12 protein-coding genes are annotated in these 21,879 nt (G+C 72.5%); 3 read left to right on the top strand and 9 right to left on the bottom strand.

Annotation, left to right across the window (positions count from 1 at the left end):
- Positions 1-128: 128 nt before the first annotated feature.
- On the bottom strand, positions 129-2,096 hold the full coding sequence (locus ACX25U_RS30445; protein WP_454384750.1) for an acetoacetate--CoA ligase: 1,968 nt from the start codon (positions 2,094-2,096) through the stop codon (positions 129-131).
- Positions 2,097-2,309: 213 nt separating this feature from the next.
- Here ACX25U_RS30445 and ACX25U_RS30440 point away from each other — a divergent pair, with 213 nt between their 5' ends.
- Entirely contained in the window at positions 2,310-4,676 is a 2,367-nt protein-coding gene (locus ACX25U_RS30440; RefSeq protein WP_454384748.1) for a glycoside hydrolase family 31 protein, read from the top strand.
- 2 nt (positions 4,677-4,678) lie between these two features.
- Here ACX25U_RS30440 and ACX25U_RS30435 read toward each other — a convergent pair whose 3' ends face one another.
- Positions 4,679-5,215 (bottom strand): NUDIX domain-containing protein, encoded by a 537-nt coding sequence (locus tag ACX25U_RS30435; RefSeq protein ID WP_454384746.1) that lies wholly within the window; start codon positions 5,213-5,215, stop codon positions 4,679-4,681.
- A 59-nt stretch (positions 5,216-5,274) separates the two neighbouring features.
- A complete protein-coding gene (locus ACX25U_RS30430; protein ID WP_454384744.1) occupies positions 5,275-6,084 on the bottom strand; it encodes a M15 family metallopeptidase in 810 nt (269 codons plus the stop codon).
- A 493-nt stretch (positions 6,085-6,577) separates the two neighbouring features.
- Between ACX25U_RS30430 and glpK the strand changes: the two genes are divergently transcribed.
- Positions 6,578-8,098 (top strand): glycerol kinase GlpK, encoded by a 1,521-nt coding sequence (gene glpK / locus ACX25U_RS30425; RefSeq protein ID WP_454384742.1) that lies wholly within the window; start codon positions 6,578-6,580, stop codon positions 8,096-8,098.
- Positions 8,099-8,166: 68 nt separating this feature from the next.
- On the opposite strand, the gene ACX25U_RS30420 is transcribed toward glpK, so the two are convergent.
- The 5 genes from ACX25U_RS30420 to ACX25U_RS30400 are packed head-to-tail and all read right to left on the bottom strand — an operon-like array spanning position 8,167 to position 16,134.
- Positions 8,167-8,772, bottom strand: coding sequence for a GTP-binding protein (locus ACX25U_RS30420; RefSeq protein WP_454384740.1), 606 nt, complete (start codon positions 8,770-8,772; stop codon positions 8,167-8,169).
- Positions 8,753-12,391 (bottom strand): hydantoinase B/oxoprolinase family protein, encoded by a 3,639-nt coding sequence (locus tag ACX25U_RS30415; RefSeq protein WP_454384738.1) that lies wholly within the window; start codon positions 12,389-12,391, stop codon positions 8,753-8,755. Before ACX25U_RS30415 ends, ACX25U_RS30420 begins: the two co-directional genes overlap by 20 nt.
- Positions 12,392-12,415: 24 nt before the next feature.
- Positions 12,416-12,811 carry a DUF742 domain-containing protein gene (locus ACX25U_RS30410; RefSeq protein WP_454384736.1) on the bottom strand — a complete coding sequence of 132 codons (396 nt, stop codon included), beginning with the start codon at positions 12,809-12,811 and terminating at the stop codon, positions 12,416-12,418.
- A gap of 9 nt (positions 12,812-12,820) precedes the next feature.
- A complete protein-coding gene (locus ACX25U_RS30405) occupies positions 12,821-13,255 on the bottom strand; it encodes a roadblock/LC7 domain-containing protein (RefSeq protein WP_454384734.1) in 435 nt (144 codons plus the stop codon).
- Positions 13,252-16,134, bottom strand: coding sequence for a nitrate- and nitrite sensing domain-containing protein (locus ACX25U_RS30400; RefSeq protein WP_454394584.1), 2,883 nt, complete (start codon positions 16,132-16,134; stop codon positions 13,252-13,254). Before ACX25U_RS30400 ends, ACX25U_RS30405 begins: the two co-directional genes overlap by 4 nt.
- A gap of 420 nt (positions 16,135-16,554) precedes the next feature.
- Here ACX25U_RS30400 and ACX25U_RS30395 point away from each other — a divergent pair, with 420 nt between their 5' ends.
- The gene (locus ACX25U_RS30395) at positions 16,555-17,106 is read left to right on the top strand and encodes a hypothetical protein (RefSeq protein WP_454384732.1); all 552 of its coding nucleotides are present in this window, start codon (positions 16,555-16,557) and stop codon (positions 17,104-17,106) included.
- Positions 17,107-17,175: 69 nt separating this feature from the next.
- Here the strand turns inward: ACX25U_RS30395 and ACX25U_RS30390 are convergent, their stop codons facing one another.
- On the bottom strand, positions 17,176-21,831 hold the full coding sequence (locus ACX25U_RS30390) for a hypothetical protein (protein ID WP_454384730.1): 4,656 nt from the start codon (positions 21,829-21,831) through the stop codon (positions 17,176-17,178).
- Positions 21,832-21,879: the final 48 nt, after the last annotated feature.

The raw sequence follows: 21,879 nt of genomic DNA, 5'->3' as shown, positions 1-21,879 counted from the left end.
CCCCTGTGTGCGCAGTCGATCAATGCTCACTCACAGTAACCGGGGGCACTGACAACGAGGGTGGCCTCGGGCTTCACCGCCGTGCTCGGTGGAGTCCGAGGCCGCCTGCGCCGGGTGACCGGGGACGCTCAGGCGCGCTTGCGGGCCAGGTCCTCGTAGAAGCGCAGCAGGTCGAGGTCGTCGACCGAGCCGGGGTTGACCGCTTTTTCCAGCGGTGTGCCCTGCAGGAGGCGCTTGACCGGGACCTCGATGCGCTTGCCGGTGAGGGTGTGCGGGATGCCGGGTACCTCGATGATCTCGTCGGGGATGTGCCGCGGGGAGAGCTGTTCGCGGATGGTCTGCTTGACGCGGTCCAGCAGCGCGTCGTCGAGGACGGCTCCGGGGACCAGGTGCACGAAGAGGGGCATCCAGTAGCCGCCGTCGGGCTGTTCGATGCCGATGACCAGGGACTCCTTGATCTCGGGGAGGCGTTCGACGGCTTCGTAGATGTCGGCGGAGCCCATCCGCACGCCCTGGCGGTTGAGCGTGGAGTCGGAGCGGCCGTGGATGATCACCGAGCCGCGGGAGGTCAGCGTGATCCAGTCGCCGTGGCGCCACATTCCGGGGTACATGGCGAAGTAGCTGTCGTGGTAGCGGCTGCCGTCGGGGTCGTTCCAGAAGTGGATCGGCATCGACGGCATGGGTTTGGTGACCACGAGCTCGCCGACCTCGTCGACCAGCGGTGTGCCGCTGGGATCCCACGACTGCAGGTCGGTGCCGAGGCAGGGGGCCTGGAGCTCGCCGATGTGGACCGGGAGGGTCGGTACGGCTCCCGCGAAGCAGGAGCATACGTCCGTGCCGCCGCTGACGGAGGCGATCCACAGGTCGTCGCGGACCTCGTCGTGCAGCCAGCGGAATCCGTCCGGCGGCAGCGGCGATCCGGTCGTCGCGACGCACTGCACCTGGGACAGGTCGAAGTCGCGGGAGGGGTGCACTCCCGCCTTGCGGCAGGCCATCACGTACGCGGCGGAGGTGCCGAACAGGGTGGCTCCGGTGCGTTCGGCGACCCGCCACTGGGCGCCCGTGTCGGGGTATCCGGGGCTGCCGTCGTACAGGATGATCGTCGTGCCGGTCAGCAGACCGGAGACGAGGAAGTTCCACATCATCCAGCCGGTCGACGTGTACCAGAAGAAACGGTCCCGGGGGCCGAGGTCGCAGTGCAGACCGAGCTGTTTGAGGTGCTCGATCAGAATGCCGCCCTGGGACTGCACGATGGCCTTGGGCAGGCCGGTGGTGCCGGAGGAGTACAGCACCCACAGGGGATGGCCGAAAGGCACCTGCTCGAAGACGGGGTCCGCGTCGGCGGAGGTCAGGTCGGCCCAGTCCAGGGCGCCTTCGGGGGCATCGGTACCCAGCAGCGGGATGTGGACGACCGCGCGCAGGGTGGGCAGTTCGCGGCGCAGTTCGGCGACGGTGTCGCGGCGGTCGTGCTCCTTGCCGCCGTAGCGGTAGCCGTCGACGGCGAACAGGACGACCGGTTCCACCTGCTGGAAGCGGTCGAGGACGCTGCGGGCACCGAAGTCGGGGGCGCAGGACGTCCAGACGGCGCCCACGGCGGCCGTGGCCAGGAGAGCGACGACGGCCTGGGGAATGTTCGGCAGATAGCCGCTGACCCGGTCTCCCGGGCGTACGCCCAGGGCGCGCAGTTCGGCGGCCAGGGAGCCCACCTGGCGGCGCAGTTCGGACCAGGTCACCGGGCGCGGTTCGTGGGTCTCGTCGACGTAGAGGAGAGCGGGTTCGTCGGCGCGGGTGGCGGCCGCGCGCAGGGCGTGCTCGGCGTAGTTCAGGGTGGCACCCGGGAACCACTGGGCGCCGGGCATCGAGCGGTCGCCCAGCACGCGCGCGTAGGGCGTGGCGAACCGTACGTCGAACCACTCCGTCACGGCTTTCCAGAAGGTGTCCAGCTCGTCGACGGACCAGCGGTGCAGTACCGCGTAGCCGCCCTCGGCCGGGGCTCCGTGGTGCTCGGCCGCCCAGGCCTGGAACTTCGTGATCTGTGCCTGGGCGATCCGCTGCGGATCGGGTTGCCAGAGCGGCAGGGGGTTCACGGTCGGCATGGGCGGCTCCCGGACTGTGCGCGTCGTGTGCGTCGGTCCGCGCACGTGCTGGGGTGTGCGCGTGACACGGCTGACACGGACGATGCCATGTGATCGACTTCTACACCAGGGTGTACCGCACATAGTCCGCGTCGTGAAGATGTGGTCGTGGCACGGGTGAACGGCAGTTGAACGAGGCGCCCGCGAGCGGCTGTCAATGGCAGGGTGAGCAGCATGGACGGTCGTGACCTGGTGCGTTTGGTGAGGGCGGTCGGTTCGGCGAGGACGGCTCAGGGGCTGCGCACCGTACGGGCCGCCTGGCGCAGGCGGCGCGCCGACGCCAGGGGGCTGCCGCCGCGGGGGCCCGAACGCGCGCGGGTGCCCGGTGCGGTGCGGGACGCGGAGCCCGGGCCCGGGGGTGGCGTCGTGCGCTTCGGCCGCTCGGAGCTGCGCATCGTCGTCGCCGTGAACGGTGCCGTCTTCTGGGGCTGGGACGGGGCCGGGCCCGAGCCGTCGTACGCGCTCGCCGGCCGCTGTCCGGATCCGGACCCGCGCGCGGGGCTGGAACCGGACAAGGACGGCGGCTGGCGGGTCGTGGCCGAGCGGGTCACCGTCGCCGTGTCGCGGCACGGCGCGGTCGAGGTACGCACGCCGGGGGGTGTGCCGCTGCGCCGCGATCTGCCGCCCCGATGGTGGGAGCCGGTGGGCGAGGGCCCCGCGCGCTGGTCTCAGCGGTCGGAGGTGGCGGCCGACGCACGGTTCTTCGGTCTGGGCGGCCGGGCTTCGGGGCCGCGGCTGCGTGACGGCGCCTACCGCCTGTGGAACACCGATCCCGGCCAGGCCTTCGGGCCCGGTGACGACCCGTTGTACGTCACCATGCCGGTCCAGCTGGTCGTGGCCGACGCGGGGACGCATCTGGTGTTCCACGACAACTCCTGGGACGGCACGGTCACGCTGCGGGAGGGCGAGGAGGGCGCCGGCTCGGGCCACGACCGGGCCGGGACGAGCGAGCTGAGGATGGCCGGCGGTCCGCTGCGCTGCTGGGTGATCGTCGGTACCCCCGCGCGCGTGGCGCAGACCTGGGCCTCGCTCACCGGGGCGGCCGCGCTGCCGCCCGCGTGGGCTCTCGGTCACCACCACGCGCGGTGGGGCTTCGGCAGTGAGCAGGAGGTGCGACGGATCGTCGCGGGCTACCACGAGCACGGTCTGCCGCTGGATGCGGTGCACCTGGACATCGACCACTACGACGCGCACCAGGTGTTCACCGTGGACCAGGACCGTTTCCCGAAGCTGCCGGTGCTCGCCGAGGAGTTGCGGCGGGACGGGATCCGGCTGGTGTCCATCGTCGACCCCGCTGTGAAAGCGGCACCGGGCAACGCCGTGTACGACGAGGGAACGGCCGGGGACGCCTTCGTGCGGGACGCTTCGGGCAACGTCGTACGGGGCCTCGTGTGGCCCGGGGAGGCGGTCTTCCCGGACTTCACGCACGCGCGTGTGCGGCAGTGGTGGGGCGGGCTGTACCGGGAGCGGCTGGCTCAGGGGTTCGCCGGTTTCTGGCACGACGTGAACGAGCCGACGTCGTTCGCCGCCTTCGGTGAGACGACCCTGCCCCGGTCGGCCCGGCACGCCCTGGAGGGCCGGGGCGGCGACCATCGTGAGGCGCACAACGTGTACGCGCTGTGCATGGCCAGGGCCGGCTACGGGGGGCTGCGCGACCTGGTGCCCGAGGAGCGGCCGTTCGTCTTCTCGCGCTCGGGGTGGGCCGGGCTGCAGCGCTACGGCGGCACCTGGTCGGGGGATGTGGCGACCGGCTGGCCGGGGCTGCGGGCGTCGCTGTCGCTGGTCCTGGGGCTGGGCCTGTGCGGGGTGCCGTACTCCGGCCCGGACGTGGGCGGGTTCGACGGCAGTCCCTCACCGGAGTTGTATGTGCGCTGGTTCCAGCTGGGGTCGTACCTGCCGCTGTTCCGGACGCACGCGAGCCTGTGGGCGGGGCGCCGGGAGCCGTGGGAGTTCGGTCCGGAGGTCCTTCGGCACGCGCGTGCGGCGCTCGTCGAGCGCCGTCGTCTGCTGCCGTACTTCGTGACGCTGGCGCATCTGGCGCAGCGTACGGGGGCGCCGTATGTGCGGCCGCTGTGGTGGGGCGCGCCGGAGGATCGCGCCCTGCGGGACTGCGAGGACGCCTTCCTGCTCGGCGACAGTCTGCTGGTGGCGCCCGTGCTCGAGCCCGGCGCGGGCCGGCGGGCGGTGCGGCTGCCGCGGGGACGCTGGTACGACACGGCGACGGGACAGGCGTACGAGGGGCCGGGGCAGGTACTGGTCGACGCCCCCCTTGCGCGGATTCCGGTGTTCGCGCGCGCGGGTGCGGTGATCCCCGTGCGGGGCGAGGGCGGCGGTCTTGAGCTGGAGGTGTGGGCGCCCGCGCGGGGGCGTACCGGGGGCGGGCTGGTGGTGCCGGACGCGGGCGACGGCTGGGAGGAGGCGGAGATCGAGCGCTACACCACCCGCCTGCGGGGCGGGCGGGTGGTCGTCGAGCTCGAGCGGGAGGACGGCGTGGACGAGCCGCCCCACCCGCTGCGCGTACGGGGGCCGGCCGAGGGCTGAGGTCAGAGGTACCGGCCCTCGAACCAGGCGCGGACGGCCAGCGTGTGCAGCGGGAAGGCGAGCTCGGTGGGCCTGCGCAGCAGGTGCCGGCCCTCCGTCTCGTCGGTGGCACCGGATGGCGGCAGGCTCTCGACGGGGCGTTCCGGCAGCCGCCCGAAGAGCAGCAGATGGCCGTCGGGCGAGCTCATCGCGTCGGCGAGCCGCACGTCGCGGGCGGCCGCGTCGATGCCGGTCTCCTCCCTGAGCTCGCGGACGACGGCCTGCCGCCAGTCCTCACGGTCGTCGATGTAGCCGCCAGGCAGGGCCGTGCCTCCGCGCGCGGGAACGATGGTGCGCGTGATGACGACCAGGGCGGTGCCCTTGGTGTCGTACACGGGCTGGAGGGCGACCGCGACCGGCAGCGGGTTGCGGTAGGCCACGGTGCCGCAGACCGGACAGGTGCGTGGCCAGCCGGAGATGCCCTCTCCGTAGGCCGCTCCGCAGCTCGAACAGTGAGAGTGCGGTATGGAGTTGGCGGTCGAGTGTTGATTTTCGGACACGCGCGGACTGTATCCGATCGGAAGAAGGGCGTCTTCTGTCAGTCGCTCCGTGGTTCGGCTCAACGCCTACCCGTCAGGGACTTCCAGGAGACGGGGAAGTCGAAGTAGGTGTCCGGGTAGGGCTCGGGCTTGTAGGTGTAGTGCCACCACTCCTCGGCGAGGTTCACGAATCCGAGGTTTTCCAAGGTGGACTTCAGAAGCAGTCGGTTGGCCTGCTGCTGCCCCTGGATCCGGGGGTCCAGCGTGTGGGCCAGGGTGTCGAAGCAGTCGAAGCCGGTGCCCATGTCGACGGAGTTGTCCGGAAAGCGTTCGCCCTTGGGCGCATAGCAGGGCACCAGAGGCCGGCCGGGGACGTAGGGGCGCGTCGGCAGGGCCGGGAGCCTGACGATGGTGAGGTCCATGGTCGATCCACGGCTGTGGCCGGATTTCGCCGCGATGTAGCCGTCCTCGAACAGCCGGGTCTTGTCGACGTGTGGGTAGAACTCGCCCTTCATGGCCTGGTCGTCGAGGTCCTCGGCCCAGCGGACGAAGTGGTCGACGGCGCGCTGGGGCCTGTAGCAGTCGTACACCTTGAGGGTGTAGCCCTTGCGCAGGAGTTGCTGCTGCGCCTTGTGCAGGGCCTGGGCGGCGGGGCGGGTGAGGATGCAGAGGGGCTGCCGGTAGCCGTCGATGCGCTCACCGACGAAGTTGTGCGGGGTGAAGTAGCGGACCTCCTGGATGATCGTCGGATCAACGGCATTCAGGGCCACGAAGTCCTGGGGCGCCCTGGGCTCGGGCGTCGCCCGGGCGGTGGCAGAGGCGGCGGTCACGGTGAGCAGGGCGGCGACGGCGGCGATCACGCCGCGTACGGCACGGGACAGAGATGTCATGTCCCCTGCATTTATCAGGAGCGAGGGCCGTCGGGGAAGCGGTGCGCGTGATGTTCCGCCCGACGCCTGCCCGACGCCTGCCCGACGGGACGGGACTGCCGGAGTCCGCGGTGCCCCGGTGGAGGTCTCGAGGGGGTCGCGGTGCGGTGACGGGGAGAGCTGGGCGGAGCCATGGCACGGGAGGCGCCAGCCCGCCCGGACGCCCGGCGGGCACCTTGACGCTCTCTGTGTGCGGGTGAACACTTTCCGCGTCAGCCGGCAACGCCTTTCCGTCTGCCGGGGACGCCGGGGCCCGGAAGCCGCACCGAGCAGCGCAGGCGTGGTCGTCCGGCGGGCGCGCCGGCTGTGCCGCCGCGGCCTGCTCCTGCGTGGGGCCACCTGTCACCCATCTCGCGCTGCTTCATGCCAATGTGGGACAAACTGATACCAGTGAGGGCAAAGGGGATGGCATGTCCCGACCCTCGGCCGCTTCTCCACTCCCCAAGGGGTAGCCATGACGGACAACGCCGGGAAGTACGTGGCCGCAATCGACCAGGGCACCACCTCCAGCCGCTGCATCATCTTCGACCACAGCGGCTCCATCGTCGCCGTCGACCAGCGTGAGCACCGCCAGATCTTCCCCAAGCCGGGCTGGGTGGAGCACGACGCCACCGAGATCTGGTCGAAGGTGCTGGCTGTGATCTCGGGCGCGATCGCCAAGGCGGGACTGCGCGCCAACCAGCTCAGCGCGCTCGGCATCACCAATCAGCGTGAGACGACGGTCCTGTGGGACCGCGCCACGGGCAAGCCGGTGCACAACGCGATCGTCTGGCAGGACACCCGCACCGCAGCACTGTGCAACGAGCTCGGCGGCTCCGACGGGCAGGACCGTTTCCGCGAGCAGACAGGACTGCCGCTCGCCAGCTACTTCTCCGGCCCCAAGGCGGCCTGGCTGCTGGACAACGTGCCCGGCCTGCGCGACCGCGCCGAGCGCGGCGAGATCGCCTTCGGCACGATCGACTCCTGGCTCATCTGGAACCTCACCGGCGGCACCGACGGCGGCCGGCACGTCACCGACGTCACCAACGCCGGCCGCACCATGCTGATGAACCTGCAGACCCTCCAGTGGGACCAGTCCATCCTGTCCGCCATGAACATCCCCGAGGCGATGCTGCCCGAGATCAAGTCCTCCTCCGAGGTGTACGGGACCGCCGTCGGCCCGCCCGCCGGCGTGCCGGTGGCGTCCGCCCTGGGCGACCAGCAGGCGGCCGTGTTCGGGCAGGCCTGCTACGACGTGGGCGACGCGAAGAACACGTACGGCACCGGCAGCTTTCTGCTGCTCAACACGGGCGACCGGCCCGTGCCGTCGAAGAGCGGCCTGCTCACGACCATGGGGTACAAGATCGGTGACGAGGCGCCGGTCTACTGCCTGGAAGGCGCCATCGCCATCACGGGCGCGCTGGTGCAGTGGTTCCGCGACCAGCTCGGCATCATCCGAACGGCGGACGAGATCGAGCCGCTGGCGGCGAGCGTCGAGGACAACGGCGGCGCGTACATCGTGCCCGCGTTCTCCGGCCTGTTCGCGCCGTACTGGCGTTCGGACGCGCGCGGAGTGGTCACCGGACTGACCCGGTACGTCACCAAGGCGCATCTCGCGCGGGCGGTGCTGGAGGCGACCAGCTGGCAGACGCGCGAGGTCGTGGACGCGATGTACCAGGACTCCGGAGTGCAACTGACGACCCTGAAGGTCGACGGCGGCATGACGAAGAACAACCTGCTCATGCAGCACCAGGCGGACGTCCTCGACGTACCGGTGATCCGACCCAAGATCTCCGAGACCACCTGTCTGGGCGCCGCCTACGCGGCCGGGCTCGCCACCGGAGTGTGGAACGGCCTCGACGAGCTGAAGTCACACTGGCAGAAGGACGCCGAGTGGACTCCTTCCATGGAGGCATCGGTCCGTGACCGCGAGTACCGCAACTGGCGCAAGGCCGTGGAGAAGAGCTTCGGCTGGCTGGAGGACGGCGAGGACTAGCCACACGCGCGTGCCGGGGCACGCGGCCCGTACCCCGGCCGGTGGGAGTACGGACCGTGCGTGCGAGGTCACGTGGTGACGGCCTGCCGACGATCCGCGGCGTAGGCCATCGCGTGCTGGACGACCCCGATGAGGACCTCCTTGACCGACTCGCGGTCGCGGGCGTCGCACAGCAGCAGCGGGATGTCGTCGTCGAGGTCGAGGGCCTGGCGGACGACCTCCTCGGGATAGCGGGCGGCTCCCTCGAAGCAGTTGACGCCGACGAGGAAGGGGATGGAGCGCCGCTCGAAGTAGTCGACGGCGGCGAAGCAGTCCTCCAGGCGCCGGGTGTCGGCCAGCACGACCGCGCCGAGCGCTCCCTCGGCCAGCTCGTCCCACATGAACCAGAACCGTTCCTGCCCGGGCGTCCCGAAGAGGTACAGCACCAGGTCCTCGCGCAGCGTGATGCGGCCGAAGTCCATGGCCACGGTGGTGGTGTGCTTGCCCTCCACGCCGCTGAGATCGTCGACCGGCCGCCCGGCCTCGGTGAGCAGTTCCTCGGTGCGCAGCGGCCTGATCTCGCTGACCGCGCCGACGAGGGTCGTCTTGCCCACGCCGAAGCCGCCGGCCACCAGGATCTTGAGCGTGACGGGCTCGACCGGGGGCTTGCCGCGCTCAGAACGGCCGAAGATCATCGATCTCTTCTCCTGCTCGATGGGGTTCGGTCGGTGGTGGGCCGTACCCTCCGCCGCCCGGGGTTTCGACGACGAGTACGTCGCCGGGGGCGACGTCCGCCGAGTCACTTCCGCCGAGTTCGACGACCGTGCCGTCCGCGCGCTCCACCCGGCCCGCGCCCAGCGCGCCGGGCTCGCCGCCTGCCATGCCGTAGGGCGGGACCCTGCGGTGCTGGGAGAGCGTGGAGACGGTCATGGCCTGGAGGAAGCGGATCCGGCGTACCGCGCCGTCTCCGCCGCGCCACCGGCCGGCACCGCCGCTGCCGTGGCGGACCGCGAACTCCTCCAGCCGCACGGGCAGCCGCCATTCGAGGACCTCGGGGTCGGTGAGCCGGGAGTTGGTCATGTGCGTCTGGACGACACTCGCGCCGGGGAAGCCGTCGCCCGCGCCGGAGCCGGAGGCGACGGTCTCGTAGTACTGGTGGCGCTCGTTGCCGAAGGTGACGTTGTTCATCGTCCCCGAGCCCTCCGCCTGGACGCCGAGCGCCGCGTACAGCGCTCCGGTGATCGCCTGGGAGGTCTCGACGTTGCCCGCGACGACCGCGGCCGGCGGCTCGGGAGAGAGCATGGAGCCGGACGGTACGACGATCCTCAGCGGGCGCAGACAGCCGTCGTTGAGCGGGATGTCGTCGGCGACCAGGGTGCGGAAGACATACAGCACGGCCGCGTTGACCACGGAGAACGGGGCGTTGAAGTTGGTCGCGAGCTGCGAGGAGGTGCCGGTGAAGTCGATCGTCGCCGACCGCTGCTCGCGATCCACCCGGACGCGGACCCGGATGACGGCTCCCGAGTCGGTCTCGTAGGCGTACTCCCCGTCGTCCAGCGCGTCGACGACCCGGCGGACGGCCTCCTCGGCGTTGTCCTGGACGTGCCGCATGTAGGCCTGGACGACATCGAGGCCGAAGTCGTCGATCATGCGTGCGATCTCGTCCACGCCCTTCTGATTGGCGGCGATCTGGGCGCGCAGGTCGGCGAGGTTGGTCTCGGGGTTGCGGGAGGGATACCTCGCGCCGGTCAGGAGGCGGAGGGTCTCCTCCTCGCGCAGTCGGCCGTTCTCGGCGAGCAACCAGTTGTCGAAGAGAACGCCCTCCTCGTCGATGGTGCGGCTGTTCGCCGGCATGGAGCCCGGCGCGATCCCGCCGATCTCGGCGTGGTGGCCGCGGGAGGCGACGTGGAACAGGACGCGGTCACCCTGTGTGTCGTCCGTGCCGAAGACCGGGGTGATGACGGTGACGTCCGGCAGGTGCGTGCCGCCGTGGTACGGGTCGTTGACCGCGTAGGTGTCCCCCGGCCGCATCCGGGGGCCGCGGCGCCGGACGACCTCCTTGACGCTGGTGCCCATCGAACCCAGGTGCACGGGGATGTGCGGGGCGTTGGCCACCAGGTTTCCGTCCGGGTCGAACAGGGCGCAGGAGAAGTCGAGGCGCTCCTTGATGTTGACCGACTGGGCCGTGGATTCCAGCCGGGCGCCCATCTGTTCGGCGATGGACATGAAGAGGTTGTTGAACACCTCCAGCAGAACCGGATCGGCTTCCGTGCCGAGATCGGAACTCTGCGTAACCGCCACGCGTTCCAGGAGCAGATGCCCGTCGTCGGTCGCCGCGGCCCGCCAGCCGTCGTCGACGACGGTCGTCGCACTGGCCTCTGTGATGATCGCGGGGCCGGTGACGGTGTCGCCGGGGGGCAGATCCTCGCGGCGGTACAGGGGTACGTCGCGCCAGGCGCCGCCGGTGTGGAGACGGACGGTCTCCGGGGCGGTGGAGCGGCCCGCGCGGGCGGCCTGGTACGGGGCGAGGGCGGACAGATCGGGGGGTTCGGTGATGCCGGTGGCTTCCACCGAGAGGGCTTCGACGACGATCGGGCGGTCGAGGATGAAGGAGTACGTGGCGCGATGACGTCCTTCGAAGGCGTGCCGCATGGTGGCGGGCTCGGCCAGCTCGACGGTGAGGGTGGTGTCCGTGCCGTCGTAGCGGAGCTGGGCGCGGCGGGTGACGCGGATGTGCTCCTCGGGGACGTCCTCGGCGCGGAGTTCCGCGCGGGCGGCGGCCTCCAGGTCGTCGGCGGTCTTCAGCACGCCCGGCATGGCGGCGGACTCCAGGGGTGCCTCGACGGACTGTTCTCGCATGGCCGTGGTGTCGGCGAGGCCGATGCCGAGCGCGGAAAGGACGCCCGCCATGGGCGGCACGAGGACGGTGCGGATGCCGAGCGAGTCGGCGACCATGCAGGCGTGCTGCCCGCCTGCGCCGCCGAAGGTGGCCAGGGCGTAGCGGGTGATGTCGTGGCCCTTCTGCACGGAGATCCGCTTGACGGCGTTGGCGATGTTGGCGACGGCGATCTGCAGGTAGCCCTCGGCGACCTGCTCGGGGGTGCGGTCGTCGCCCGTCTGCTCGCGGATCTCGCGGGCGAGGGCGGTGAAGCGCTCGCGGACGATCACGTCGTCGAGGGGCTGGTCGCCGCCGGGGCCGAACACGTTGGGGAAGTGGGCGGGCTGGATGCGGCCGAGCACCACGTTGGCGTCGGTGACGGCGAGCGGACCGCCGCCGCGGTAGCAGGCGGGACCCGGGTCGGCACCCGCCGAGTCCGGGCCGACGCGGTAGCGGGAGCCGTCGAAGTGCAGGACCGAGCCGCCGCCGGCGGCCACGGTGTGGATGTCCAGCATGGGGGCGCGCAGCCGCACGCCCGTGATCTGCGTGGTGAAGACGCGTTCGTACGCGCCCGCGTAGTGGGAGACGTCAGTGGAGGTGCCGCCCATGTCGAAGCCGATGACCCGGTCGAAGCCGGCGAGCCGGGACATGCGCGCCATGCCGACGATGCCGCCCGCGGGCCCGGACAGGACGGCGTCCTTGCCGCGGAACTGCCCGGCCTCGGCGAGCCCGCCGTTGGACTGCATGAACATCAGCCGTACGCCGTCGAGTTCGTCGCCGACATGCTGGACGTAGCGGCGCAGCACGGGCGACAGGTAGGCGTCGACGACCGCGGTGTCCCCGCGCGGGACGAGCTTCATCAACGGGCTGACCTCGCTGGACAGCGAGATCTGCGGGAAGCCGACGCGGGCGGCCAGCTCGCCGACGGCCCGTTCGTGCGCGGGGTGCAGATGGCTGTGCAGACAGACCACGGCGACGGCGCGGATTCCGTCGTCGTACGCCTGCCGGAGGGGACCGGCGAGGGCGTCGAGGTCGGGGGCGCGCAGGACGGTGCCGTCGGCGGCGATGCGCTCGTCGACCTCGAGCACCCGTTCGTACAGCAGCTCGGGCAGTTCGATGCGGCGGGCGAAGATGTGCGGGCGGTTCTGGTAGGCGATGCGCAGGGCGTCGCCGAAGCCGCGGGTGGCGACGAGGACGGTCCGCTCGCCGGTCCGCTCCAGCAGGGCGTTGGTGGCCACGGTGGTGCCCATGCGGACCGACTCCACGGGATCGCCGGAGCCGTCCAGGAGTGCGCGGACGCCCGCGACGGCCGCGTCGGCGTACCGCGCGGGGTTGTCGGACAACAGTTTGTGCGTGACCAGGCGGCCGTCCGGGCGGCGCGCGACGATGTCGGTGAACGTGCCTCCCCGGTCGACCCAGAACTGCCAGCCCGTCATCTCATCACCCCGCTTCCGCACCGCTCACAGCGCCCGCAGGCCGTTGATCACGTCGCGCAGGATACTCTCGTCCGGCAGCTGAGCCGGGGGCACCGGGCGCGTCACGTGGATGTACTCCTCGTCCACGAGGTCACCGATCAGGACGCGCACCACGCCGATGGGCAGGTCGAGTTCCGCGGCCAGTTCGGCGACCGACTGCGGGATGTCGCGGCACAGCCCGACGATGGCCACGTGCTCCGGCGACAGCGCGTGGTCCGCCTCCGGGTCGTCCACACCGGGTTCCGTGACGACCACCGCGATCAGGTCCAGGCGGTGCTGGGCCGCATGGCTGGTGCGGCCGCGCGTCATGGCGTAGGGGCGGACCACCGGCCCGGCCTCGTCGTCGAACCAGTGGCTTCCTGCCTGACCGTCTGCGCTCATGTCATCCCACTACCCGCCGGAGGGCACATCGGTGCGCGGGTCGGCGCCCAGATGCGCGCCGACCCTCTTGACGAGGAGGGTCATCTCGTACGCCACCTGTCCGACGTCGGAGTCGGCGTCGGACAGGACGGCCAGGCAGCTGCCGTCGCCGGCGGCGGTGACGAACAGGAAGGCCTCGTCCAGTTCGACGACGGTCTGCCGGACGCCGCCCGCCTCGAAGTGCCGGCCCACGCCCTTGGCGAGGCTGTGGAAGCCCGAGGCCACGGCGGCCAGATGCTCGCTGTCCTCCCGGGTCAGGTCCTTGGACGCGCCGGTGGGCAGACCGTCCCCGGACAGGACGATGGCCTTGCGGATGCCGGCGACCCGGTCCACGAGGTCGTCGAGGAGCCAGTTCAGCTCCGCCTTGTCGGTCGCGGTGTGGCCGGTCGTCTTCGGTGCGGTCATCGACCGTCCCCCTTAGTCGTTCCTTGTGCGGTCGTTCCTTGTGCTGTGCTGCCGCCCGGGGCCTTGTCGCCCGCAGCGTTCTCCTCACGGCCGCGCTGCCAGCCGCGCTGGAGCGAGGCCATACGGCTGCGTACCTCGTCGGCGTCGCGTTCGACGGGTTCGGGGCCGTCCTCGGTGCGCCCCTTCGGGCTCTGCTTCAGTTGCGGGGCGAGGCTGGCCTGCCGCACCCGCCGGGGCAGCGCACCCGGGTCGGGTGCGGGCTCGCCGGGCGCGTCGGCGGGGCCGTGCCCGGTGTCCTCCGGGCCGCCGGTGGCGAGTGCGGCGCGGCGGGTGCGCTGCGGAAGGGCTGGAGCCCGCTGGGGCCCCTCGTCCGCGGCCGGGGACGCCGGTGTGGTGCCGCGTCCACCCGGGCGGTCGGCCGCGGCGGTGACCGGTCCGAGCGAGGGCTCGCCACGGCGGCGGACCGGCAGCGGGGCCACCGGCTCGCGCGCGGGCCGGCCGCGGCTCGCCGGGTCCCTGTCGTCGGCCGCCTCGCGCCGGGAGCGGTGCTCGGTGACCGGGCGTCCGTGGGAGCTGACCAGCTTGGGTGTCCGGCGCCCCGGCTGCGGGACCGGATCCAGGCCCCCGTCCTCGTCGGCGTCGCCCATGCGCTTGCCCTCCGGGGCGCCGTGCAGGCCGGTGCTCGGCCGGTGCTCGGCCAGAGGGCGGGGCGCGCCGTCTTCGGTCTTCTGCCGGGCCGGCACGCGGCGCGGGCGGAACAGCCCGCCGCGCTCGCCGCCCTCCTCGTCGAGCACGCCCGGGAAGTCCTCGATGGCGTCCAGATCGACGGGGGCCTCCAGCTCCACCGGTCCGTCCAGGACCGAGGCGGGCAGTCCCGGAAGCCGCACGGGTGCCTGGGAAAGGGCTGCCCTGCGGCCGTCCTCCCGGTCGGCCTTCCGTACGGGCCGCTCCCGGTCGAGGCGGAAACCGACACCGTTGGTGTCCGGAACGTCGTCGGTCAGCAGGGCGTCGGGGATGAACACGACCGCGGTGGTGCCGCCGTACGGGGAAGGCTGGAGCGAGACCCGGACCTTCTGCCGCTGGGCGAGCCGACTGACCACGAACAGTCCGAGCCGGTCGGTGTCGGAGAGTTCGAACTCCGGTGTCTCGGCGAGCCGCAGGTTGGCGTCCAGCAGGGCCTCGGCGGTCATGCCCAGGCCCCGGTCGTGGATCTCCAGGGTGAAGCCGTTGGCGACCCGTTCGCCGACGACCTGGACCGCGGTGTGCGGCGGCGAGAACACCGTGGCGTTCTCAAGGAGTTCGGCCACGAGATGGGTGAGGTCGGCGACGGCGGGGCCGGTGACGGCGACCCGCGGCAGCCGGCGGACCTCGATGCGTTCGTAGTCCTCGACCTCGGCGACGGCGGCGCGTACGACGTCCATCAGTTGCACGGGTTTGCGCCACTGCCGGGACGGGGCGGCCCCGGAGAGGATCACCAGGCCCTCGGCGTGCCGTCGCATCCGGGTGGTCAGGTGGTCGAGACGGAACAGGTCGGCGAGTTCCTCGGTGTCCTCGGCCCGGCGCTCCATGACGTCGAGGAGGGTGAGCTGTTTGTGCAGCAGGACCTGGCTGCGGCGGGCGAGGTTGACGAAGACCTCGGAGACTCCGGCGCGCAGTTCCGCCTGCTTGACGGCGGCTTCGACGGCGGCCCGCTGCAGGGTGTTGAGTGCCTGGCCGACCTCGCCGATCTCGTTCTTGTCGTATTCCAGACGAGGGACCTCGGTCTCCACGTCCACCTGTTCGCCGGCCGACAGTCGGCGCATCACGCTGGGCAGCCGGACGCCGGACGCCTCGTGGGCCTCCAGGCGGAGTTGCCCGAGGTCGCGGATGAGGCCACGGCCGATGCGCACCGACAGCACGAGCGAGACCAGCACGGCGATCAGACCGAGGACGCCCGCGACGGCGGCCCGCAGGACGACGTCCACCGCGACCGGACGGACGCGGTCCTGGAAACGGTCGTTCGCCTCGTCGTCGAGGGTGCCGAGTTCGTCGAGGACGTCTCCGGCGGCGATGTCCCAGCTCTGCGCGCTGACGCCCCGGGGTTTGCCGGAGAGGGTGGAGACGGCGGCCTGTTCGGCCGTGCGCAGCGGGGCGGAGGAGGCGTTCTGCCAGAAGCGGTCGTAGTGGCCGCGTTCGGAGGCTGGCAGCAGCGGGAGGTTGGCGTCGTACAGCATGGAGCGCTGGGCGACGAGGTCGGAGATGTGACGGCTCTCGTCGCTGGTGAGGGTGCCGACGACCAGGGAGGAGCCGAGCAACGCGTCCTCGCGGGAGAGGAGTTCGCGGGCCCGGGCGAGGTTGACCAGGGCGCGGTACTGCTTGTCCAGGTTCACGTCGTCGACGACGTGGAGGTTGGCGAGCAGCACGTAGCAGGGGTCGATCAGACGGTTGTAGAGGTCGAGTGCCTGGGCGCGGCCGACGGTGCCGTCCTCGACGCTGCGGCGCAGGGAGTCGATGCCGTTGAAGGCGTCCAGCGCGGCGGTCAGGCGTCCGTCGCTGCCCGCGTCCAACGCGTCCTGGACGTCGGGGTTTTTCACGTTCGCGCGAATCTTGGCGATGGTGTCGTCGGTGGTGGCCCGACTGCGCCGCAGCGCGGCGAGGCCGTCGGAGGCGCGGGGGTCGGCGAGGTGGACGAGGGTTTGGCGGCGCTCCTGCTGCAGGGCTCGGACGGTGTCCTCGGCGGGGTAGGCGACCTTCTCCACCACGGACGAGGCGTTGAACAGCTGGGTCGCCTGGCGTCCGGTGATCACTGTGGCGAACGCCCAGATCGCGGTCAGGGACAGCAGCGGCACGAGAAGCAGCGCCACGATCTTCCGGCGGATGGACTTCCCGCGAAAGCGCATGGCCTCCCCCAGCTCGACCCCCACCGACCGGGGGTACACATGTGCGTCAACAAACGGCGCGAGCCTACTACCGACACACAGTCAACTCGAAGAGCCGTCCGGAGGCTGAACTTCCGTACCGGCGGCGAAGGATGCCGAATTGTCGGGCATTTCGGGTGATGACGGCTCGGAACGCGGTGGTGGTGGGCGTGCCGCAACGGGGCGGCCGTCCTCGACGGTTGACCAATTTTTTCCTCCGGCCGGGAATCTTCGTGGCGTCTCGTTCGTCCTACTCGATGGGAATTGGGGGCGGAATCGGCCACAGGAGCCGCCCCCCGCACCTGGGCGGCGTAAAGCAGCGCAAGCCGGGCAGTCGCTGGGAAGCCGGTTCTTCGGGCACCGGAAGCGCGCGGTCTGCCGGCGGTGGGGAGTGACACGTTGATGGGCACGGCGGAGCGGCACGAAACAGCCGCCGACGGCGGTACGGCGCCGGCACGACGGGCGCCACAGGCGCCGGATCGCGACATTCCGGCGGACGGCGGCGGCCGGCGAGAGGTCCACGGGCCTTCGGTGGTCGCGGACGGACCGGCCGAGCAGCCCGCCTACAAGCCGTTGTGGGTCGAGGAGCCCGCACGGCGGCGCAGGATGCCCGACCCGGTGCGGGAGGCGGCCGTGCGGGCCGTGCTCATCATCGCCGTGACGCTGATGCAGGCCGTGGTGGCGTTCCTGTGCACCATGGCCGAGTCCTGGCTGGCGTTCCCGATGGTCCTGAGCAGTGTGGCCAGCACCGTGGTGGCCACCTGGGCGGCGCTCGACGTATGGGTGACCCGCCAGGTGTGGAACCAGCGCAACGGCGTGGTCTCGGTGCCGAGCAGCACCGCGCGGGCCCTGCGGCGCGAGCGGCGCCGGGCGCGGCGTCAGGAGCGGGCTGCCGAGCGGACGCGGGAGCGAATACGCCGACGGGGCGGCGCAGGACAGCTGTCGCACCCCTAGGGGCGGGTGGCCACAGGCGAGCTGTGGCCACCCGAGGACGCCGGCCGGGTCAAGGGCGGCCCGTGACGGTCATGCCGGGCGTTTGAACATCCGGGTCGCCGTGATCTCACTGTGCACGGCCTCCCCCTCAGGAGTCTGTTGCGGCAGGCCGGGGCGCAGGTGCTCCTCCACGCTGATGTACTTCAGCCCGGCCCTCAGATCGGCGTCGTTGCGCAGCCGGATGACCAGTGGGAACTCCGCCAGGGCCGTCGTGTCGAACAGGCCGGTGGTGTAAAGGAGCTGGACGCCGAGGGCGTCGGACACGGCCCGCTGGAGTTCCAGCAGATAGGTGGCGTTGGCGCGTCCGATGGGGTTGTCCAGGAACAGTGTGCCGGCGTGGCGGTGCTTGTCGCGGCCGCGGTCGTTCGACCTCAGGGCGGCCATGGTGCAGTACAGCGCGATGGCCGCGGTGAGCAGCTGACCGCCGGAGAACACGTCACCCATCTGCCCGACGGGGACACGCTCCGCGCGCAGCACGGCATCCGGCTTGAGGATCTCCACGGCGACGCCCTTGGGCTGCAGCGCCGCGGCGACTCCGCGCAGCAGCAGGGACATGCCGTCGCGCCGCAGGTCGGAGTTCTTCTTCACGGCGGCCCGGGTCGCCTCGTCGATGACCTCGCCCAGGCGCTCGGTCAGCGTGGCCTGGTCGGGCTCGTCGAAGCGGATGCGCAGGAACTCCTGCCCGGACCACTCGCCGAGGCCCTCGGGCAGGCGGGAGAGGCGCTGGGCGGACCTGAGCGTGGCGAGCGCCGATTCGACGAGCCCGCGCAGCCGGTCCACGATCGAGTCCCGGTTGCGTTCCAGTTGCTCCAACTCGTCGGTGAGCACCCGGAGTCGGGGCGCGAAAGCCTCGGCCCACCGCTGGGCGTGCTCGGGCAGGGCGGAGGCGGGCAGTTCGCGGATCTGCTGCCGGGCGGGGGTGCGCACCTGCTCGTAGCGGGTGGAGTTGGCGTGTCGGACGAGGACGTCGCTCGCCTCGCGCACGGCGGCCTCGGCTGCGGACAGGTCTGCGGCGCAGCCGCGCAGCGACCGGCGGGCCTCGGCGGCCGCCTGACGGGCCGCCTCCGGGCTGCCCGGGTACGGTTCCGGCTCCTCCTGCCCCTCGTCACCGCTGTGTTCGCGCAGCAGGTCGCGGAGCATGGCGGCGATCTCGTCGAAGCCGCTCGCCGCCTCCTCGGCGGCGCGGTGGGCCTGGAGCAGCTCGGTGTGCGCCTCACGGGCCTGGGTCAACGCCTCGGTGCGGGAGGCGAGTTCGGCGGTGGTCGTGCGCAGCAGGGCCTGGGCGTGCTCGGCGTCGCGCGGGAGCAGTTCCTCGGGCAGCTCGGTGTGCGCCTCACCGTCCTCGGGGGCGTGCCGCTCGGCTTCGCCGCGCAGGCGGCCGAGCTGCTCGCTCGCGGACGACATGCGGGTCTCCAGGAGCTGCACCAGCTCCTCCGCACGGGCGGCGGCGGCCTGCCGGGACGGCCCGTCGGAGCCGTCGGGGGACTGCAGGAGTTGCTCCGCGCGCGTGCGGACCTTGTTGCTGAGGCGGTCGAGTTCGGCGCGGGCCGCGCTCTCGTCGCTCTCCGCGCGGGCCTGTTCGGCGCGCAGGTCGGCGCCGACGCCGACCTTCTCGTACACCTGTGAGGCGGCCCGGTAGGCCTCGCGGAGGGCGGGCAGGGACGCCTTCGGCGTGTCCCCGCCCGCCTCGGGTACGTCGTCGGGGGCGCCGGCGATCTCCGAGCGCTCGGCGCGCAACGCGCGGGCGGTGCGGCGGGCGTCGTCGGCGGCGCGCTGGGCGGCGCGCCGGTCCTCGTCGGCGGCGCGGGCACGTTCCAGGCAGGCCTGGGCGCGGGCCTCCGACTCGGCGGCCTCGTCGGCGAGTTCGCGCAGCTTGGCCTGCCAGCCGGCGCGCTCGCGCAGCCGGAACGCGAGCCCGGCGAGGGCGTCGGCGGCGCGCCGTGCCCTCTGGGCGGCCTCCTGGCGTTCGTCGCGCGCCTGGGCGGCCTCGGCGGCGGCCTCGTCGGCCTCCGCCCGCAGGCTGCGCGCCTCGGCCAGTTCGGCCTCGGCCTCCTCGGCGAAGACGCGTGTGCCCCGAGCGGCCCGGGCCAGTTCCAGGAGCCGTCCGGCGGGGCAGCCGGTGCGCCAGGAGGCGAGCCGCGCCGTCAGCTCCCGGTCCTTGCCGAGCCGGGCGGCGAGCCGGCGGATCTCCTCGTCCCGCTCGGTCGCCCGCGTGCGCAGCGCCTGTCGTTCCTCGTCGGCGGCGTGTTCGTCGTGCATGGCCGGGTTCGGCGGTACGAGAAAGACGTCACCCGGGGTGGCGTCGACGGCCGGGGTGGGGGCGAGCAGGGCGGCCGCGGTACCGACGGCCACGGCGGACCGGGGCAGCAGGGCCGCGTCCGCGAGGGCGTCGCGGGCACGCGCGTGCGTGTCGGGGTCGGTGATGATCACGCCGTCGACCAGTTCGGGCCGGGCGGCCAGTACGCGCGCGTGATCGGCGGGGTCGACGGCCTGGGCGAGGTAGCGCCAGCCGGGCAGAGCGGGGATGCCGTGCTCGCCGAGGAACTCGACGGTGGCCAGCACGTCGGGGCCGGGCGGCAGCAGTCCGCCGTCGCCGAGCGCGCCGAGGATCCGCGCGTCGTCGGCGGCGGCGGTGCGCAGCTCGAACAGGTGCCGTTCGGCGGAGGAGACGGCGTCGTCGAGCAGTGCGCGCAGTTCGTCGGCGAAGCGGTCCAGGTCCTCGGGGGTGAGATCGCCCTCGGTGCCTTGGGCGCAGCCCGTGCCGTTCGTGCCGCCCGAGTCGTCCGCGTCGTCCGGTCCCGTGCGGGACGCCGGGACTCCGGCCCGTCCGGCCCCGGTCGTGCCCGGCAGGCTCAGCAGTTCCGCGAGCCGTTCCTCCGCCGCCAGGGCCCCGGCGGTGCGGCGTTCGGTCTCGTACGCGCGCTGCGCCGCCGCCGCCGCGTCGGCCGCGCGGGCCGCCGTGAGTTCCGCGCGGGACTCGGCCGAGGCGGCCTCGCGTGCGTGTTCGGTGGCCTTCCGGGATGCCTCGCGGGCCTGGTCCCAGGCGGCGACCGCCGTCTTCTCGGCGTCGCTGGCGGCCAGCGCGGCGCGCGCCGGGTCGGCGTCGGGGGCGCTGTCGTCCAGCCAGCCCGCACGGACCGCCTCGGCGGTCTCCTGCTCGACCTCGGCCAGGCGCTCGCGCAGATGGCCGGCCTCGCTGCGGGCTCGCTGCGCCTCGGTGGCGGCGGCCGTCTGGTCCCGGTAGGCCGACTCGCCGCCCTCCTGGAGCCGTGCGGACCGCTCCTCCTCCTCGTTGGCCAGAGCCTCGGCGCTCTCCGCGGCGGCGTGCAGGGCTCGTACGAGATCCACGGCGGCCCTGGCGCGCGCGGCGAGCGCCGGGGCCGCGTCCCGCTCGGCCTCCTGGATCGCGGCGGAGACACGGGCCGCGCGGTCGGCGGCGGCGCGGTGGCGCAGCACTGCCTCGGCGGCCTGCCAGGCGGAGTGCAGGGTGCGCGCGTCGGCGAGTTCCCGTTTCTGCGCCGCGGCGGACTTCTCGGCGGCGGTGAGGGCCAGCGAGGCGTGCCGGTAGGCGAGTTCGGCGGAGATCAGCGCGCTGCGCTCCCGTGCGGCCTCGGAGTGCGTGACGGCGTGGGCCGCGGCGGTGACCCGCTGGGCGAGGTCGCCGACCCGTGCCCGCTCCCGCACGGCCCGCGCGGACAGTCGCCGTACCAGCGTGCGCGTGCGCCGCTCGGCTGCCGCGTGGATGTCACGCGCGCGTGTGCGGGCCTCGGCGGCCTCGACGATCCGGCCGAGCAGGTCGGCCGAGCCGGCGGTGAAGTCCCGTTCGGCGATCAGTTCGGCGCGCCGGCCGAGTTTGTTGCCGAAGCCACCGACCAGGTCGGCGAGCCCATCGGTGTCGCGGGTGTCGGTGACGGCGCGTAGCAGCAGATCGGTGAAGTCGGAGTCCTTCTTGACCGCGAACAGGCCGGCCGCCTCGCCCTCGTCGGCGTTCATCTCCCGCTGGTAGCGGAAGAGTTCGGGGTCCAGGCCGAGCTCGCCCAGGTGCTCGGTCCAGCGCTCGTGGATCTCCTCCCAGTGCACCTCCAGGTGCGGGTAGGCCTTGCCCGCCTCGGTGAGCGCGTCGCGGAAGCCCTTCATGGTGCGGCGCCGCCCCTGCGCGCCCGACTGGCCCTCGGCGGGCGGCCGTACGGCGGTCGCCTCGGCGACGGGGAGGTTGTCCAGGGCGAGCCCCGGGCCGGGCCGGAAGGAGTACCAGGCTTCGGCGAACTTCCGCGGGTCGTTGGACACTTGGCGCCCGCGCCACTCGCTGACCTTGCCGACGACCACGCACTCGCCGGTCTGCACGTGCTGCCACTCCAGTGCCACGTGTCCGCAGTCGTCGGCGAGCAGGAACTTGCGCAGCACACCGGAGCTGGCGCCGCCGAGGGTGTTGCGGTGACCGGGCAGCATCACCGAGAAGATCAGCTTGAGCAGGACGGACTTGCCGCCGCCGTTCTCCAGGAAGAGCACGCCGGCGGGGGCGGGCCGGCGCGGCGGGCCGACCGGCTCCTCCTCGAAGAACTCCGCCTGGGTGGGCGCGGGGTCGGGCACCGGCTCGCCCACGCCCCGCAGGTCAAGCACGGTGTCGGCGTAGCGCGCACCGGCGGGCCCGATGGAGTAGAGGCGGACCCGGGACAGCTCGTACATGGCGGACTCTCGTCAGTCTTCTTGCAGATCAGAGGGTTGGGAGGCGGC

This window comes from Streptomyces sp. JNUCC 63, assembly GCF_054366325.1.
Note: the sequence above shows the minus strand (reverse complement) of the source record. Positions and strands in the feature narration are given on the sequence as shown.